This window comes from Nonomuraea guangzhouensis (assembly GCF_019396345.1).
GTDB classification, from domain to species: domain Bacteria; phylum Actinomycetota; class Actinomycetes; order Streptosporangiales; family Streptosporangiaceae; genus Nonomuraea; species Nonomuraea guangzhouensis.
This window is the reverse complement of sequence record NZ_JAHKRM010000005.1, coordinates 352,590-369,197: the sequence shown is the minus strand read 5'-3', so window position 1 is coordinate 369,197 and position 16,608 is coordinate 352,590. Positions and strand designations below refer to the sequence as shown.

Genomic DNA, 16,608 nt, shown 5'->3' with positions numbered 1-16,608 from the left:
AACGGCTTTAGCTCAGCAATCGGGAAAAGGCACTGACCAGGGAGATGGTGACAACGCAAAGGCCCCGCCCGTACTTAGGCGGGGCCCGCACCTACCCACCGAAGCGGGTAGGGGAATCGACATGAACGGTACCAGTGAGTCGGCCAGGTCCGTCAAGCCACCTGCCGTTACCTGGTGATTGCTTTCCGCACAGCGTGGGCGACTGCGACCATGAAAAGTTCTGGGTGCATCCAGCCCCACGCCCCCTGATCGCACGGCGGACAGACGCCACGCGGTGCCCCCTCTCGAGGGGCATACGGTCCATGTTGGGTGTCCTGGGCCCGTGCTGACATCCACTGGCACCTCTTGCTGACATCCCATGGCAAAACGCCAGGTCATCCTTTCGATCGTAATGTCAGCAGATGGCATTATCGCCACAATGTGTCAGCGGAGCGAAAGTCTCAAGCGCACAGATCTCGCTGTCGAAACGCGGCGGGACTGCGAGGCCATCGCTTGCGGGCGCAGACGGCGGGCGGATGACACGGAGGCAAGCTACAACGCGACTTCCGCCCCCAACATGGCACTCACCTGCGAAAATATCCTCTGGGCACCGGGAGGGCGCCCCCTCAAAGCGGCCTACTCAAAGGATCTTGCTGACACCTCGTGGCATTCCCACTGACACCAAGTGGCATAACCCCAGGACAACTTCGTGGCAATCCGCACGGTCAGCCTCTCGAGCCTGGAGAACGCCTTCGGTCGGTAACTTGCGAGAATTCCGCCTTCTCGCAAGTTGGTGAGATCTCCCGCCACGCAACAGATCATAATTATTGAATTTGAATTTCTAGAAAATAGAAAATGCTAGAGTCTGAGCGTGACAGCTGAGATGGGCGCGGTGACGCCGTGTATGCACTGTGGGACCCTGATCGAGCAGCGGCGGGGGAGGGGGCGGCCCAAGGCGTACTGCCCGGAAGGCGACTGCCAGGCCGCCGCCAAGCGGGAGCGGGAGATGCGGCGCGCCACGCCTGGGCTGGAGGGGGCGCTGGCCAGGGCTGAGCAGTTGTACGACCGGATGGAAGGCGGGCTGGCGGCCGCGATCGAGCCGCTGGCCAGGGCGCTGGCGCAGGAGTTGAGTCCGGCCGGGGTCGAGGCGAAGCTGAGTGCCGTACAAGCTGAGGCGCATACCCGGGTCGCCATCGCGCGTACCGAGCGGGAGCAGGCGTTCGAGCAGGTACGGCTGGCGCGGGAGGCCGCCGAGCACGCGCGCCGGGAGGCCGGTGCGATGCGGTTGCGGGTGGAGGAGGCCGAGGCGGAGCGGGATACCGCGCAGGCTGATGGGGAGCGGGCTCGCGAGCAGGCGCTGGCCGCGTTGCGGGAGGCGGCGAGCACCGAACGGCAGGCGCTGCTGTCGGCCGAGGAGGCGGGGCGCCGGGCTGATCTGGCCGAGCGACGGGCGGAGGAGGCTGTTCGGCAGGCGGAGTTGACCGAGCGGGCCAGGGATCAGGCGGTTCAGGAGCTGGCGGAGCGGGTCGAGGTGGCCGACGGGCGTGCCGCTGAGGCTGAGGCGCAGGCCGTACGGGCTGAAAGGGAGGCGGAAGCCCGGGCGGCACGGGCGGAGAAGGCGGCGGGGGCGCAGGTCGTACAGGCGCGGAAAGAAGCTGAAGCGCGGGCCGTACGGGCGGAAAAGGAGGGGGAGGCGCGCGCCCACCAGGCACGGAAAGAGGCGGCGGAGGCCAAGGCGGAGTCTGAGCGGGCACGTGAGGAGGCGGCGGAGGCCAAGCGGGCCAGGCAGCGGGCCGAGCGGGACCTGGCGGTGGCGGAGGCCAGGGCGGAGGCGGCCGGACAGGAGCGGGAACGGGCCGTCGCGCGGGCGGAGAGCGCCGAACGTGCCGCGGCGGAGGCGCAGGGGGAACGGGCCGTCGCTCTGAACGACGCGGCGAAGGCGCGGGAGTTGGCCGCCGCGGAGATCGCGCAGGCGCGCGAGACGGCGGACGAGCGGGATCGGCTGCGGGGCGAGCTGCGGTTGGAGCGGGCTCGGCTGGAGGATGCCCGCGTTCAGCTGGAGGCGGCTCGCGCGGAGGCTACTCAACTGCGCGAGCGGGCGGTCGCGGCGGAGCTTCGCGCGGGCTGACCTGGAATAACGCAGCGCTCTATGGTCGGGGTCTTGGGTCGCTCACGCTGTGGACCATCGAACGACGACAAGCCCTGGATTCCTCGACCCCGAGGCCGCCACGATTGACCATACTCCATTGAACGCAGTATTGTTTCCGGGCATGCGAGGAAGATCCACATTGGCACTGATCGCGATAGTCGCGTCCACGGTCTTCGGCCGGGGCACAGGTGACGGGCCGCAGCACGTCCAGGCGGGTGACTGTCGCGGCAGCGTTCGGCGCTAGCCGCAAGGGTCGCTTGCGGCCGGACTCGCACAACCTGCCAGATCGGACGGTAGCCGGCTCGTACGCGAGCCACGGAAGAAGCAGATCACGCGCGCCGGACGCCACCACGAACCGTACGGGTGCCTTGGCGGTCGCGTGCGCGCGTGACGTTGAAATACGGGAGACCGACCATGAACGCCATCAGAAAGATCGCCTTAACCCTGGCCGCGACGGCCGTGCTCAGCGCCTGCGGGGGAGAGGCCGAGCCGGCTGGGACGGCCTCTTCACCTGCCTCGAAGTCGGCCGCGACGGCACAGGAGAAGAGGCGCCAGTTCGAATCCGTCAAGGCGGACTGCATGAAGCAGAAGGGTTTCAAGTACATCGCCTACGTGCCGCAGGAAGATCCCCTCACCGATGATGAGCTCAAGCGCAGGGCCGGCGACTATGAGGCGTTGAAGGCCCAGCGGGCGAAGTACGGCTTCGGGGTCTTCGCGACATACGTCTACCCGAAAGGCCCAGACAGCCCCGACATCATGCCCGACCTCTCAGGAGCCGACCCCAACGGGAAGATCTGGACGAAGCTCTCCCCGGCTCAGCACAAGAGCTACTGGAAGGCCGTGAGCGCCTGCGTCGTCCTCGCGGCCGAACAGGTCCTCGGCAAGAAGGTGAGCTCCGATACGGACCTGTTCGACCAGTCCGCGGACGCTTCGGACAGGGCGGCTGAGCGCGAGATCGACGGCGACGCCGAACTGGTCAAGCTGGCATCGAGCATGGCCACGTGCCTGACGGGCAAGGGATACAAGATCTCCGGCACCACGCCGTCGCAACTGTCGTCGCGCGGCCGCGACGCGTTTTCCGATCAGGAGGACGAGATCGGCCGCAAGCAGCGCGAGGATGTTCCCGACGTGCCGTCGCCCCCCAAGAAGGGCGAGACCAAGCGAACCTTCGGCGCCACGCTCACGCCCGCCCAGGCCAAGCCGTACCTGGCCAAGGAGATCAAGGCCGCTCTGGACGATCTGGAGTGCGGCAAGGACTTCTATCGGGTCTACACCCCCAAGGTGGAGGCCATCGCTCAGAAGGTCGCCGAGGAATACGCCTACTGACGCGGTCACGCGTTGGGCTCCGGCCGACGGCGTAGCGGTTCCAGGCGCCACCGCCCTCGTAGAGGAGTCGAGTGGTCGTCTTGTGCGTCAGCGACAACCAGGGGTCGGATGGCGGCGCCCGCCTGCGATATCACGGACGCGGCCAACAACTGGCCGCCGAGGGGCAGCCGGTGGACGTCGACGATCTGGCCTGATGTCGCCGGGGGCCTCGACGACGATGACGGCGGCGAGGAGTGAGCAGGGCAGTTCGCGGGAGTCGGCCGGGTTCACGCCGGGGGGTGGAGATGGGTGCGCTGTCCGTCGTGGTCGAGGATGACGAGGATCTCCGTCGGACCGCCGTGTGCCTTGATGGCGTGGGGGATCATGGTGGAGAACTCGGCGGCCTGACCGGTCTCGACTCGTATGGCGCGCTCGCCGAGGATCAGCGCGACGGTCCCCGACAGGACCGTGAACCATTCCTTGCCGGGGTGCACGCCGAGCTGATCGGCCCCGGGTCCGCGCGGCTCGTCGGTGATGCGCATCTTGGCGACGGTGACACCGGCGGGCGCGGATCCGCGGCTCAGCAGCCAGGTGGTCAGTCCACGCTGATCGTCGCGCTCGGGCCTGATCACGACGTCGTCGTCATTGACGGTCTCCACCAACCGGTCGATCGAGGTACCCAGGGCGCGTGCCAGAGAGGTCAGCTGGTCGAGGCTGATGCGCTGGCGGCCGGTCTCGATGCGGCTCAGGCTGGAGGGACTCATGAGGGCGCGCTCGGCGAGGTTGTCCAGAGACCAGCCGCGTGCCTGTCGCAGACTCCGGATGCGCATGCGGACCATGCTGTCCAGATCGCCTTCTTGCGTCATGTGCAAGAGCGTATGTGATCCATGCAAGGCCGCATTACGGTCGAAGCATGAACAGCTCCGAAACCAGTCCGGCTCACCCGCACCAGAACCACAGTGGAGCCGACGCCGATGCCGTCGCGATGGCCGAGCTCCTGGAACTGGATGCCGAAGTCCTGCGGACCTACCTGTCGGAGCTGACCGACTGGCTGGGCGAACTGTCCGACCGGGAACCCGGTCACATCGTCGACCTGGGCAGCGGGACCGGGACCGGCACCCTCGCCCTCGCGCGGCGTTTCACGCAGGCCGGCATCACGGCTTTGGATCTTTCCTCCTAGATGCTCCACCGGCTCTCGAAGAAGACATCCGCGCTCGGCCTCTCCGACCGGATCCGGAGCATCCAGACGGATCTGAACGAGGGCTGGCCGCACCTGGAGACCAGCGACCTGCTCTGGGCGGCCGCCTCTCTGCACCACATGGCCGATCCCGACCGCGTACTGGCCGGAGCGTTCGACAACCTGCGGCCGGGCGGCCTGCTGGCTGTCACCGAGATGGACTTCTTTCCCCGATTCCTGCCCGATGACATCGGCGTGGGGCGCCCCGGTTTGGAAGCGCGCGTCCACGCCGCGCTGAACCCGGGCCCGTCCGTCGACTGGACCGAGCACGTGGCCCGCGCGGGATTCGTGCTGGAAGCCAAGCGGCCGTTCGTCGTCGATCTGCCCGCCCCGCTGCCGGCCGCCACGGCCCGCTACGCGCAGGTGTGCCTGCGGAAACTGCGCTCCCACCTCGACGGCCAACTGCCCGCCGACGACCTGGCCGCGCTCCTCGCGGTCCTCGACAGCGACGGCCCCCACAGCGTGCTGCGGCGCGACGACCTCACCGTCCGGACCACCCGTACCACATGGGCGGCCCGCCGCCCCACAACCCCGGGCGGCTGGCGGCAAGGCCACCCCCACCACATCCAAGCCCCTACTGCGCACCCCGCCGGGCCCGCGCACTTCATCCGCTCTGCGGGTTCGTCAGCTGATGTAGCGGCAGATCGAGCCGTATCGGCCGCCGGTTCCGGTGCCGCCGGTTCCGGTGCCGACGCCGCCCGCGCTCGAGGCCGCGTCGGCGGCCACCCTCCCGCCCTGACCTCCGAACAGATCGCCGACGCCCGCATCCTGCTCAGCGCCGGACAAACCCGAATCGCCGTCGCCGCCAAGCTCCGCGTCTCCCGCTGGACACTCAGCCGCGCCCTCGACACCGCGCCCCGCTGACGCCCGCCACCGGGTGCCAACGCTTGACCGCAGCGGACAGCCCACGCCCGGATCGCAGCACGACAAGATGCTTTCTCAGCTTGCTGACCACCACTGGGCGTGGGTCCGCTTCGCCCGGCAGACAGGGTGACAGGAGTTGGGCAACGGGAGACTGTTACGCCCAAATCTGGGATAGCCCGGAGGTGAGACTCCTCCCGGCTACTCGACCTGAGGTAGAGCCAGCTATACCGCACGGGTAGCGCAGCCTCACCCGGTTGTGCTAGCTCATGTGCCATCGCGCTCCGAGCGGCCCTTCTCTACCGTCGTCCCATGCGATTTCGATCGATCACGACAACTGGTGCCGCCGAACCAACACCAGGTTCCGACCGCAAAACTGTTCGACTGCATTCGAGGTCCGTGATCGGGTTGCTGCTGGCGGCCGGCGCAGCTTTGGTGGCAGCGTTCGTGTTCGCCCCCGCCGCCCTCCTGAGGCCAACCTTCGGGGCTTACGACAGTGACGCGATACAGGACGCCCTCGGGCGTGCTCTCGTCGAGTATTGGCGAAGCGGAACCCCGGCGTTCCCCGCCCGACTGACGACGCTGGTCGACTACTGGTTCCAATGGCATGCGATCAAGGTGGCGATCAGCTCGTTGTTGGTCATTGTCTTCGCCCTGCTCGCCACCGCGCTGTGGCGGAGATACCTGCGAGCCCGGCCCTGGTACGCGGCGGTCGCCACGGCCGCAGCGGTGTTGACGGTTCTCGCCATGGGAGTGTTGATGTTGAACATCCAGGCGACGGCCGTACCGCTGGTCGCGTTGCTGGGGCTGCTACCCGGTAGAACCGCCGACGGAAAACTCGCACAGGTTTTGAGTGAGATGCGCGAAGGGCTGACGGAATCGGCCAGCCCGCATGCCGGTTCCCCCGCGCTGACGGTACTGCTCGGCGAGGTCGAGCGATACCACTGGGTCATGGTGGCGATTTCCGCCACGCTGATGGTGGCAACCGGCCTGGCGAGCGCCCATTTCTGGAAGCGGCGTATCACCGGCGACCCGGGCGCCACCCGCGTCAGATTCATGCACAGGACACTCGGTGTCATCGCGGCCCTGACCGCATGCCTGCTGCTACTCATGACAGGGGCCAGTGCACTCTCGGCGCTCGAGCCCGCCACCACGCTGCTGGACGTCATCGGTGCGGGCTGACACCGCTCCTCCAGCTGCTGCGACGTAGGGTCGTGACCGTGGCGACGAGCGTGTGGCGGGCGATGGCGGGCAACCCCATCCGATTCGTCCTGTCGCGATGGCCATGGCGCAGCCTGGCCTATGTGGTCAGTAGCGTGGCGGTCATCTCGATCGCCTGGCTGGCCATCATGCCGCTGCTGCTGTTTCCGCCGCTGCTGCTGCTCGTCGGCATACCGATCGGGGCGCTGGAGCGCCACCGGCTCGGCTTCATGGAGCCGCTGGCGGTCCCCGACCCGCACGCACCCGCGCCCCCGAGCGGCTGGGCGTGGGTGCGGCTGCGGGTGACCGAGGCTGCCACCTGGCGCGAACTCGGCTATTGCGCGTGCCTGCTGTCGGTGCTTGCGCTCCTCGACCTCGCCGCGGTGTTCGTCCTGTTCATCTGCCTCCTCCTGCTGGCGCCGCCGTTGTTGGTCGGGTTGGGCGCGGACGTCCATATCGCGGTGGGCACCTGGACGGTCGAGACCGTCGGGCAGGCGTGCGCCGTCGCCGGTCTGGCCGGGGTGCCCGCGACGGTGGTCACCCTGTACGGAATCAGCGTGCTCGGCGGTGCCCAGGCAGCCTTCGCCAAGTGGCTGCTCGCGCCCACCGGCACCGAGATGAACCGTCAGGTCGAGGAACTGGCCCAGTCACGCAGCCGGTTGGTCAACGCGTTCGAGGCCGAGCGCCGTCGGATCGAGCGAGACCTGCACGACGGCGCGCAGCAACATCTGGTGCTCCTGACGATGAAGCTGGGCCTGGCCGAGCGGCATATGGCCGACGCAGACGGACGCGCCGGTGAACTCGTCGGCGAGGCCCACGAGCAGGCTCGGCTGGCACTCACCACCCTCCGGGACCAGATCCGCGGCATCCATCCTCAGATCCTCACCGATTTCGGGCTGGCCGAGGCGGTACGCGAACTCGCCGAACGGTGTCCGATTCCGGTCGAGGTCGACCTCGACCTGCCCGGCCGGCTGCCGCCCGAGATCGAGTCCACCGCCTACTTCGTGGTCTCGGAGGCCCTGACCAACGCGGTGCGACACGCCGCAGCCACTCGTATCCAGATCAGCGGCAGACTCGCTGAGCAACGGCTGGCGCTGACAATCGTCGATGACGGCAGGGGCGGCGCCGAACCGTCACTGGGCACGGGCATGCGGGGGCTGGCCGACCGAGTGGCCGTCGTGGCTGGCACCCTGGAGATCAGCAGCCCACAAGGAGGACCCACCACAGTGCGGATCGACCTGCCGTGTCGCTACGAATAGTGCTCGCCGAAGACGCCACGCTCATGCGGGCCGGACTCGTCAGCCTGCTCGAAGGACTGGGCCACACCCTGGTGGCGGCGGTCGGCGACGGTGACTCGATGATGGCGGCCGCCCGAGAGCACCGACCCGACCTGGTCATCACCGATGTCCGCATGCCGCCCAGTTTCACCGACGAAGGGCTGCGTGCCTCGGTGACACTACGCGCCAGCGACCCGAGCGCGGCGGTCCTCGTGCTGTCGCAGTACGCGGCCACCGCGTACGCCGCTGAACTGCTCGGCCCGTCCGGTCGGGCCGGAGTTGGCTACCTACTCAAGGACCGCATCGGCGAGGTCGCCGACTTCTCCGACGCGGTGTCGCGGGTCGCGGCCGGCGAGACCGTCATCGACCCCGACGTGGTACGGCAGCTGCTGAACCGCCCACGCACGACCAACCCACTCGACCGGTTGACCACACGGGAACGGGAGGTGCTCGGGCGGATGGCCGAAGGACACAACAACCCGTCCATCGCCCGAACGCTCGGAATCAGCGACGCCGCGGTGGCCAAACACATCGGCAAGATCTTCACCAAACTCGACCTCCCCGAGGCCGACGGCCACCGCCGGGTACTCGCCGTCCTGGCCTACCTGCGAAGCTGACCGCACCCGAGTCGGCGGCGGCAGCGACGGCGCAAACGGCGCGTGAGCGGCGAACTGTGCGTGCATCCGGAGCCACTACCCCTCACCTCGGTAGACACCGAACAGGCGCCGAGGTTGGAGGCCGCACCAGACAAAGATCAATCCCTTGTCGTTGTTCTTCGCTGGAACTACGGCTGGACCTTCGTGCCCTCGGGGCGAGGGTTCTTGAACACCAGGGGACGCCATCCCGCGGGCACCACATCCACCTCGACCTTGCGGGCGTCCAGACATCCCGACGGCACCCGTCTGGTCGGGTTGGCGTCGACCAAGTCCGGCAGCGACTGAAACGCGATCAGGATCTTCGCCGAGTCGGCGGTCGCGCCGAACTCCACCGTCTCCACCAACAGCCGCAAGAACTTCTTGACCAACGGATACCGTTGGGTCAGCGCGGCGCGCCACTCGCCGTCCGGGTCGGCGTCCGGCGGCAGCACCAGGCCACCGACGCGCGCAACTCCGAGCGCGACACCACGTTCTCGATCGCGTCCCACACCACGTCGAGCGTGCTGTTCTCACCCCAGTCCACGGCCTCCAGCAGCACCTCCACCGCCGCTGCCAGCTTGCCCGCGTCACGGCTCAGCCGCGGATAGCGGCGCAGCTTCTCCGTCTTGGACGCCCGCTCCGCCCGGGCCAGCAGGTCACTGGTGACGATCAGGTCGAACAGCTCCAGCGCGTCATCGGTCGCCTTCGCCTCCAGGTACACGATGGCCGACAGCAGCGTGGCCAGCTGGTACTCGTACGGACGGTGTCGGCGCAGCGCGGTCGCGTTGCGCATCATGCCGTCGCGGGCCAGCTCCCGCCGCCGCCGCTGCGGGACCACGGTCACATCCACACCGCCCAGGTTGGCGCCGGCAACCTCACCGACCCGCCGCAGGGCCTTGATCAACCCGGTCGCCGTCTGCTCGACCGGCCGGCGCCGCAGGATCTCCAGCGCGGACTTGTTCGTCTTCGGTCCACGTCCAGCAAGCTCAGCAGGAACGTGGCCTGCCGCCCGTTGATCTGACTGACCCGCTCATGCCGCAGCCGGGCCTCGGCGGCAGACCGGGTACCACTGACGTCCTGCATCAGCCGGGCCAGCCCCCGGAAGCTCGACCTGGCGCTGCCGCAGCCACCCGATCGCCCCGTAGAACAACTGCGCGCTCGTCTCGCCGGTGTTCCAGCAGCGCCGGTCGAGCCACAGCGCCAGCTCAGCCAAGCCCTCTCCATAGCCCCGCCAGCCGGCCCCGCTGGCGAATCTCGCGCTGATGCTCCCACTTGGTGTTCACCCGTTGCGAGTACGCCTTCACGCACGACGGGTCGGCGATACCGAGCTGGGCGGCCACGTCGTCCAGCACCATCGCGGGCACATCGAGAGGGTCGTCCAGGAACTTGCCCAGATACCGAAGCGTGGTCAACTGGAGCATGAAGCCCAGCCGGTTGGCGTTCCCGCGCTTGTCCGCGATCAGGTTCCGGTCCTCGTCGTCGAGCACGAAGAACTGATCCAGCTCATCGACGGTCGGTGGACGGGTGTAGCAGCCGTACGCGGCCAACTGCTCATCGGGGAGGAACTCCTCAGCGTCTCACCGGGTTTACCAGACTCATCGGCCAACTGCCCGGATAGCTCGCCATCGCCGACAAAATCATCGCCAGCGCCGTTTTCGTGGATCTTGTTAGTCACGGGCCGGTACCTACCTACCGCACCGGCCGCTTCACCCAGGTGCCCCCGGCCGGCCAAGCGGCTGCGCGTCCAGATCCCCGCCGACCACGTGCCCGGCCAGCCCTGGCGCCGAGCCTGCCCGAACAGCAGCAGGCCCGATGACTCACATCAGGCGGAGGCGTAGTCGGCCAGGGCGGGCTCCAGCAGGTCGAAGGCTTGGGTGGCTTCGGCGGCGATGGTGTGGGCGATCTGGTCGTTGGGGTGTCCGGCCAGGGTGAGGGTCTGGATGCGGTGAAACAGTACGCGGTGGACGGTGCCCAGCAGGGCGGCGGTGGTCTGTACGGAGATGTCGTCGGACGGGGCGGCAGTGATGTCGGCGAGCGCTTGGGCGAGGTGGTGTTCCCGCTGGTCGTGCAGGCCGCGCAGGCAAACCGTCAGGGTGGGGCTGTCGGCGATCATGCGGGCGAACTTCTGGCCGGAGAATCCGGCGACCGGGTCCTGGGTGGCCACGGCGTCGGCGAACGCGCGGCGCAGCGCGGCCAGCGCTGATTCTCCTGGGCGTCGTGTGGTGACGGCACGGGCCAGGGAGGCGGCGAACTCCTCCTGATGGTCCAGGGCCAGGTCTTCCTTACGCGGGAAGTAGTTGGTGACGGTCTTCTTGGCGACGCGGGCGACGGCGGCGATCTCGGCGATGGTCGTCTGCTCGAAGCCCTGGGCGATGAACAGCCGGGTCGCGTGGTCGGAGATGAGCTGCCGGGTCTCGTGCTTCTTGGTCTCGCGCAGCCCGGCGGTCGGGGCGGGAGTCTGGGTAGCCATGACGCAATCTTACCCTCGTAGCATCTTTATGTTGACACCCTTGGAAGTCTTGGGCTAACTTTACCTCCGTCGTAAGTTTATGACGATGGAACGCCAAATCTGAAAGAGGACGCCCATGCGCAAGCACCCCCGCGACGCCGCCGCTCCTGAGCCCCGGTCGCAGCAGCCCGAGCGGGCCCCGCTGCACGGCGCCGAACTGCGTCGTCCGCCGTCCGACCACAGCATCCGTGCATCGCAGCAAGTCCGGGGGACGCGCATCGTCCCCCGGCGCCGCAGCTACTGACCCCCACCCCACCCCGCCGCACCAGAGGAGATCCCTTGCAGTTCATCGCTTCCACCGTCTCGCTGACCGTCGACGACGTCGCCGCCTCCCAGGCGTTCTTCACCACCTACCTGGGCTACACCGTGCAGCAGGCCGCCGACGGCTTCGCCTCCCTGTCGCGCGACGACGCGGTCGACATCGTCCTGCTCGTCCGCGGCATCGAGGTGCTGCCGCCCGAGCAGCGCGACCAGCGTGCCAGCGGTCTGATCCTCGCCTTCACCCTCTCCGGCGGCCTGGCCGAGGAGGAAAAGCGGCTGCGTGACGCCGGAGCGCAGATCACCATGCCGCTGCGTCAGGAGCCCTGGGGCGAAGCCTTGTTCCAGGTCACCGACCCCAACGGCCTGATCGTCCAGTTCGTCGAATGGGTCGCCCCCGAACACCGCTGACCCGCCGGCGGCGAGACGAACACCGAACACGGCGGACGCGGCGTCTACTTCAAGGATCCGGCCGGGCACGCCATCGAAATGATCACCAGGCCTTATCGCTGAGCCCCAGGCCCTGGCTGACCTCAACTCACGAAGGAACCCCTCTTGGCGCCCGACCCGATGACCCTGCACCCGCTGCCCGCCCACGAGCGAGTGGTCTTCCTCAAACCGCTGGTCAGCTCGCCGACCATCACGGTGGGCGAGTACACCTACTACGACGATCCCGACGGCGCGACCGGATTCGAGCAGCGCAACGTGCTGTACGCCTACGGGCCGGAGCGGCTGATCATCGGCAAGTACTGCGCGATCGCCTCCGGCACCCGCTTCCTGATGGCCGGCGCCGACCACCCGACGATGGGTGTGTCCACCTTCCCGTTCACCATGTTCGGCGGCGAGTGGACCGAACGCACCCTCGACATCGTCACCGGCATGCCCAGCCGGGGCGACACCGTGGTCGGCAATGACGTGTGGTTCGGCTACCAGGCCACCGTCATGCCCGGGGTGACCATCGGCGACGGCGCCGTCATCGCGGCCGGCGCCGTGGTCACCGCCGACGTCCCGCCGTACACGATCGTCGGTGGGAACCCGGCCAGGACCATCCGGCGCCGCTTCGCCGACACCGACGTCGAACGGCTGCTGCGGGCCGCCTGGTGGGACTGGCCCGCCGACCTGGTGACCGAGCACGCCCGCACCATCATGGCCGGCACCCCGGCCGACATCGCCCGCATCGCCGCCGAACACGGACTGGAGAAGAGCCTCTGACCCACCGACCGGACTGCCCGCCCGCACGCCATCACCCTCGGCCCGGACGGCGCCCTGGACCGCGCTGGAAACCGGCGCCCTCTGACCACCGCGGCGCCGAAAGGATCGCATGACAACAATCGACGCAGCCGCAGAATTCGACCGCCAGGTCCGCAATCTGATCGAACGGGAGTACCCGGCGATGGCGGGCTTGACGCCTGAGCACTTCCAGTCTCTGGCCGCGCCCCTGCGCGACCTCGCCGCGACGACCGGGAACCTCACCTGCGTGCCCGGCTCCCTGGAACGATTCGTCGCCATCGCTGAGGCCGAGCTTCCAGACCAGCCGGTCTACCTGCTGGTGGACATCGAACGCGGCGAGGAGTTCTGCGGGGCCGTACCCCGGGATGCCATGGACACCATCACCGCCCGGGAGCGCACCCTGCTCACCAGCGAGGCCCCGCATACCTGGCTTGACATGGCCTTCGCCGGCGATCGTCGTCACTGATCGAACTCGCCGCGCGGCCGCGATTCGGCACGGGACCGGGACGCTGAGGTGGTCGAGACGGCGCTGCTCAAGGCCGGGCCTCGGAACCCTGGAGGGCATCGTCCTGGCGATCCTGTCAGCGGCCGTGTCAGGACGGCGACGGCCCGGTATCAGAGCGGTCGGCGATGGTGGGTGCCACGCCGAACGGGGCCGCGCCGGGACGGGTCTCGCAAGATCAAACGTAAGGGGCTTCATGATGGGACAGAGCAACAGCGGCTTCTCCGAAGCGGGGCTGCGCAGACTGCGCGAGGTGCTGGCACGACATGTCGACTCCGGGAAGATTCCGGGGCTCGTCGCCCTGGTCAGCCGGGGCGAGGAGACACACGTCGAAGCGATCGGGACGATGCGCCATGACGGTGGCGCGCCGATGCGCCGGGACACGATCTTCCGGATGGCCTCGACGAGCAAGCCGGTCGCAGCGTCGGCGACGATGGTCCTGCTGGATGAGTGCCGGCTGCGACTGGACGACCCGGTCGATCCGTGGTTGCCCGAACTCGCCGACCGGAAGGTGCTGAAGCGGGCCGACGGCCCACTGGACGACACCGTGCCGGCGCGGCGGCCGATCACCGTACGGGATCTGCTCACCTCCACGTGCGGGCTCGGACTGGACATGACGGCGCGGACCGCTCCGATGATGAGCGCGTTCTTCGAGCAGGGGGTTTACGGCCAGGAGGACGGATGGATGTTGCCGGGACCGGGACCGGATGAGTGGATGCGCCGCCTGGGTACGCTCCCGCTGATGTACCAGCCCGGAGAGCGGTGGCTGTACAACGTCAGCGACGATGTGCTCGGCGTGCTGGTGGCCAGGGTCACGGGTCAGTCGTTCGAGTCGTTCCTGCGCGAACGCATCTTCGATCCGCTGGGGATGAAGGACACCGGGTTCCACGTGCCCGCCGACAAGATCGACCGGCTGCCGCCCCTGTACGCCCCCGATTGGCAGACCGGAGAGTTCCACGTGGAGGACGAGGTCGAAGGGGGACACCACAGCCGGCCTCCGGCGTTCCAGTCAGGCGGCGGCGGACTCGACTCGACCGTCGACGACTATCACGCCTACTTCCGGATGCTGCTGAACCACGGGACGCACGGGACCCAGCGGATCCTGTCGCGGCCCGCCGTCGAGCTGATGACCACCAACCGCCTCACGCCCGAGCAGACGGCCGCCCTGCAGACCTGGGCCCGCAGCGTCGTCCACCTCTCACACGGCCAGGGGCAGCACGGCGGCTGGGGCTTCGGGATGACGGTGCGCGCCTACCGAGGCGACTACGCGCCCGTCGGCCAGTTCGGCTGGGACGGCGGAAGCGGCACCACCACATACGCGGACCCGCACAACCAGCTCGTCGGCATCCTGCTCACCCAGACCGGGATGTCCACCCCGGATTCGGCGCGGGTCATCCACGACTTCTGGACCACCCTCTACCAGGCGATCGACGACTGACCCGCCTGCCCGGCAGAAGACGCCTCAGCAGGCCGGTAAGGTGATTGCCTTACTAATAGGTCTCCCAAGTTGGAGGGCAGGATGACCTCCTTCCCATCGGCCGCCATGGCTTCTCCCCGTTCGGTGCTTGCCAGGGACAAGCTGATGCGTACCGCGGAGCGGCTCTACGCCGAGCACGGGTTCGCGAGCGTGTCGGTCACGAAGATCGGGGAGGCGGCCGGCCAGCGCAACAAGTCGGCGGTGCAGTACCACTTCAACAACCGCGACGAGCTCATCATCGCGATCCTGGAACGGCATATGGCCAGGATCGAGAAGCACCGGGTCGCGATGGTGGAGGCACTGGGCGCGGTGGGGGAGGTGCCCCTCGAGGAGCGGATCCGCTGCCACATCCAGCCGAACATCGAGCACCACATCGAACTGGGCACTCCATCCTGGTACGGGCGGTTCCTGGCTCAGGTGATCGTGGAGCCCAATCTGCGGGAGTACGCGATCCAGGCGCATGGGAAGCTGCCGTCCGTTCGCCGGCTGGACGAGTTGGGGCGGGTGCAGTGGCGCGATGATGATCGCGCGTTGATCGCACAGCATCACGAGATGATTCGCCAGCTCACTGTGCACATGTGCGCCGAAGTGGAGTACGACCTGGCGCATGGGCGTATCGATCCGGCGGCCGCGGAAGAGTCCTGGCGCCGCCTGGGCGAGAACCTGATCCAGGCGATCTGCGGGCTCAGCGTCGCCTTGCTGGGAAATCGCTAGCGAAGGTACGTGCCCGCCTTGTCGGACACTCATCCCGCCCACGACCCTTCCCGCTCGGGCAGGGTCGTGGGCGGCGGGCCGACCGGTCAGAAGCCGATCGTGGTCTCGAAGGTGTCGCGGGCCTGGGCGAGCTGGTACCACCGCTCGGCAATGGCGTCGGGGTCGCCTTCACCTCCGCCGGGGACGATCGCGACGCCCACGCACACGTGCCCGACATAGACCCCTTCGCCGGCAAGGTCGCCCTGGATGGAACGCGCCCAGTGCCGCAGGCCCGCCTGGGCGATCCCGGCGTTGCCGAGTATCGGCATCGGAATGATCGCCGAGGCGCCCGTGGTGAACAGCAGCGCCCCGTCGCCTTCCTTGCGCATCCCGGGCAGAACCGCCGCCGCGGCGGTCAGCGCGCCGCCGACGATCAGGTCGACCTGGGAGCGGGTCGATTCCGGCGTGGTCTCCAACGCCGTGGTGTAGCCCATCGCCGCGGTGTCCGGCATCGAGCCGGAGCTGTGGTCCCAGGTCGGGGCCGGGCTGTAGGACAGTACCCCGATCCGGCCGAGGTCGGTGGCGGCGGCCTCCAGCGCGGCGGTCAGCCCCGCGCTGTCGGTGGCGTCGGCCGGGTAGACCCCGGCGGTGATCCCCTCGGCGGCCAGGGAGTCGGCGATCGGCTGGAGCTTGGCCCGGGTACGGGAGATCAGCGCGACCGGGTGCCCGGCGGCACCGAACCGGCGGGCGATGGCCCGGCCCAGACCCGGCCCGGCACCGACGACGGCGATGGTGGAAGACATGCAGCTACCCCACATTCGTTACGATCTGTAAGTAGCTTCACGATAGGAAACCCCTGCGACCCGTACAAAAGGCACATTGATGTTCGCAAGCCAAGATCCAGACCCGCGCATGGTGGCGGCCCGGACCCCACCGCACCCCTGCGCGTCCTGGCCCGACAACGGCCAGGGCATCCGCGACACCCTCGACCGCGTCGGCGACAAATGGTCCATCCTCGTCATCGGGATCCTCGCCGCCGGGCCTCTTCGTTTCGGCGCCCTGTACGACCAGATCCCCGGCATCTCCCAGCGGATGCTCACCCTCACCCTCCGGCACCTGGAGCGCGACGGCCTGCTCACCCGCACCTCTTATCCCGAGATGCCGCCCCGCGTCGAATATCAGCTGACGCCGCTGGGCGAGAAGATGCGCGAGACCGCGTACGCCTTCGTCCAGTGGGCCACCGACCACAACGACGAGATCGAAGCCGCCCGCCACCGCTACGACAGCCGCTGAACC

The 16,608-nt window shown here is 68.3% G+C and carries 19 protein-coding genes and 1 pseudogene; 14 read left to right on the top strand and 6 right to left on the bottom strand.

Translation table 11 applies throughout. From position 1 onward, the window contains the following. Positions 1 to 850: 850 nt before the first annotated feature. From KME78_RS12420 to KME78_RS66090, 3 genes are all read left to right on the top strand, one after another. Complete coding sequence (locus KME78_RS12420; protein WP_308126911.1) at positions 851 to 2,107, top strand: hypothetical protein; 1,257 nt, start codon at positions 851 to 853, stop codon at positions 2,105 to 2,107. Between the two features lie 435 nt (positions 2,108 to 2,542). Continuing rightward, entirely contained in the window at positions 2,543 to 3,454 is a 912-nt protein-coding gene (locus KME78_RS12415; RefSeq protein WP_219528978.1) for a hypothetical protein, read from the top strand. A gap of 71 nt (positions 3,455 to 3,525) precedes the next feature. Next, the gene (locus KME78_RS66090) at positions 3,526 to 3,648 is read left to right on the top strand and encodes a hypothetical protein (RefSeq protein ID WP_281428697.1); all 123 of its coding nucleotides are present in this window, start codon (positions 3,526 to 3,528) and stop codon (positions 3,646 to 3,648) included. A gap of 72 nt (positions 3,649 to 3,720) precedes the next feature. On the opposite strand, the gene KME78_RS12410 is transcribed toward KME78_RS66090, so the two are convergent. Beyond that, positions 3,721 to 4,299, bottom strand: coding sequence for a helix-turn-helix domain-containing protein (locus KME78_RS12410; protein WP_219528977.1), 579 nt, complete (start codon positions 4,297 to 4,299; stop codon positions 3,721 to 3,723). A gap of 47 nt (positions 4,300 to 4,346) precedes the next feature. Here KME78_RS12410 and KME78_RS64180 point away from each other — a divergent pair, with 47 nt between their 5' ends. The 5 genes from KME78_RS64180 (at position 4,347) to KME78_RS12390 (ending at position 8,625) form a co-directional block, all read left to right on the top strand. Then, on the top strand, positions 4,347 to 4,613 hold the full coding sequence (locus tag KME78_RS64180) for a hypothetical protein (RefSeq protein ID WP_246650932.1): 267 nt from the start codon (positions 4,347 to 4,349) through the stop codon (positions 4,611 to 4,613). Then, on the top strand, positions 4,614 to 5,534 hold the full coding sequence (locus KME78_RS66085) for a helix-turn-helix domain-containing protein (RefSeq protein ID WP_281428696.1): 921 nt from the start codon (positions 4,614 to 4,616) through the stop codon (positions 5,532 to 5,534). A 396-nt stretch (positions 5,535 to 5,930) separates the two neighbouring features. Further along, positions 5,931 to 6,713, top strand: a complete 783-nt coding sequence (locus KME78_RS12400) for a hypothetical protein (protein ID WP_219528976.1) — start codon at positions 5,931 to 5,933, stop codon at positions 6,711 to 6,713. Between the two features lie 38 nt (positions 6,714 to 6,751). Further along, complete coding sequence (locus KME78_RS12395; RefSeq protein WP_308126910.1) at positions 6,752 to 7,990, top strand: sensor histidine kinase; 1,239 nt, start codon at positions 6,752 to 6,754, stop codon at positions 7,988 to 7,990. A 23-nt stretch (positions 7,991 to 8,013) separates the two neighbouring features. Then, on the top strand, positions 8,014 to 8,625 hold the full coding sequence (locus KME78_RS12390; RefSeq protein WP_219529082.1) for a LuxR C-terminal-related transcriptional regulator: 612 nt from the start codon (positions 8,014 to 8,016) through the stop codon (positions 8,623 to 8,625). A gap of 167 nt (positions 8,626 to 8,792) precedes the next feature. Here KME78_RS12390 and KME78_RS12385 read toward each other — a convergent pair whose 3' ends face one another. The 4 genes and pseudogenes from KME78_RS12385 to KME78_RS12370 all read right to left on the bottom strand — a co-directional run bounded on the left by KME78_RS12385 (position 8,793) and on the right by KME78_RS12370 (position 11,113). Then, positions 8,793 to 9,095: a hypothetical protein gene (locus KME78_RS12385; RefSeq protein WP_219528975.1), complete on the bottom strand. Its 303-nt coding sequence runs from the start codon at positions 9,093 to 9,095 to the stop codon at positions 8,793 to 8,795. Continuing rightward, positions 9,047 to 9,547 (bottom strand): hypothetical protein, encoded by a 501-nt coding sequence (locus KME78_RS12380; RefSeq protein WP_219528974.1) that lies wholly within the window; start codon positions 9,545 to 9,547, stop codon positions 9,047 to 9,049. The genes KME78_RS12385 and KME78_RS12380 overlap by 49 nt, the downstream gene beginning before the upstream one ends. Before the next feature lie 301 nt (positions 9,548 to 9,848). Continuing rightward, positions 9,849 to 10,196: pseudogene (locus KME78_RS12375) on the bottom strand (DUF4158 domain-containing protein); the annotation flags it as partial. Between the two features lie 269 nt (positions 10,197 to 10,465). Next, entirely contained in the window at positions 10,466 to 11,113 is a 648-nt protein-coding gene (locus tag KME78_RS12370; RefSeq protein WP_219528972.1) for a TetR/AcrR family transcriptional regulator, read from the bottom strand. Between the two features lie 318 nt (positions 11,114 to 11,431). Here KME78_RS12370 and KME78_RS12365 point away from each other — a divergent pair, with 318 nt between their 5' ends. The 5 genes from KME78_RS12365 (at position 11,432) to KME78_RS12345 (ending at position 15,333) form a co-directional block, all read left to right on the top strand. Beyond that, entirely contained in the window at positions 11,432 to 11,821 is a 390-nt protein-coding gene (locus tag KME78_RS12365) for a VOC family protein (protein WP_219528971.1), read from the top strand. A gap of 144 nt (positions 11,822 to 11,965) precedes the next feature. Next, entirely contained in the window at positions 11,966 to 12,622 is a 657-nt protein-coding gene (locus KME78_RS12360; RefSeq protein WP_219528970.1) for a CatB-related O-acetyltransferase, read from the top strand. Between the two features lie 109 nt (positions 12,623 to 12,731). Continuing rightward, entirely contained in the window at positions 12,732 to 13,106 is a 375-nt protein-coding gene (locus tag KME78_RS12355) for a DUF5701 family protein (protein WP_219528969.1), read from the top strand. Positions 13,107 to 13,338: 232 nt separating this feature from the next. Then, the gene (locus tag KME78_RS12350; protein ID WP_246650931.1) at positions 13,339 to 14,580 is read left to right on the top strand and encodes a serine hydrolase domain-containing protein; all 1,242 of its coding nucleotides are present in this window, start codon (positions 13,339 to 13,341) and stop codon (positions 14,578 to 14,580) included. A gap of 105 nt (positions 14,581 to 14,685) precedes the next feature. After that, positions 14,686 to 15,333, top strand: a complete 648-nt coding sequence (locus tag KME78_RS12345) for a TetR/AcrR family transcriptional regulator (protein ID WP_219528968.1) — start codon at positions 14,686 to 14,688, stop codon at positions 15,331 to 15,333. A gap of 86 nt (positions 15,334 to 15,419) precedes the next feature. On the opposite strand, the gene KME78_RS12340 is transcribed toward KME78_RS12345, so the two are convergent. Then, the gene (locus KME78_RS12340; RefSeq protein WP_219528967.1) at positions 15,420 to 16,115 is read right to left on the bottom strand and encodes an SDR family NAD(P)-dependent oxidoreductase; all 696 of its coding nucleotides are present in this window, start codon (positions 16,113 to 16,115) and stop codon (positions 15,420 to 15,422) included. 79 nt (positions 16,116 to 16,194) lie between these two features. Here KME78_RS12340 and KME78_RS12335 point away from each other — a divergent pair, with 79 nt between their 5' ends. Continuing rightward, positions 16,195 to 16,605, top strand: coding sequence for a winged helix-turn-helix transcriptional regulator (locus KME78_RS12335; RefSeq protein WP_281428695.1), 411 nt, complete (start codon positions 16,195 to 16,197; stop codon positions 16,603 to 16,605). The last annotated feature ends 3 nt before the right edge of the window (positions 16,606 to 16,608 follow it).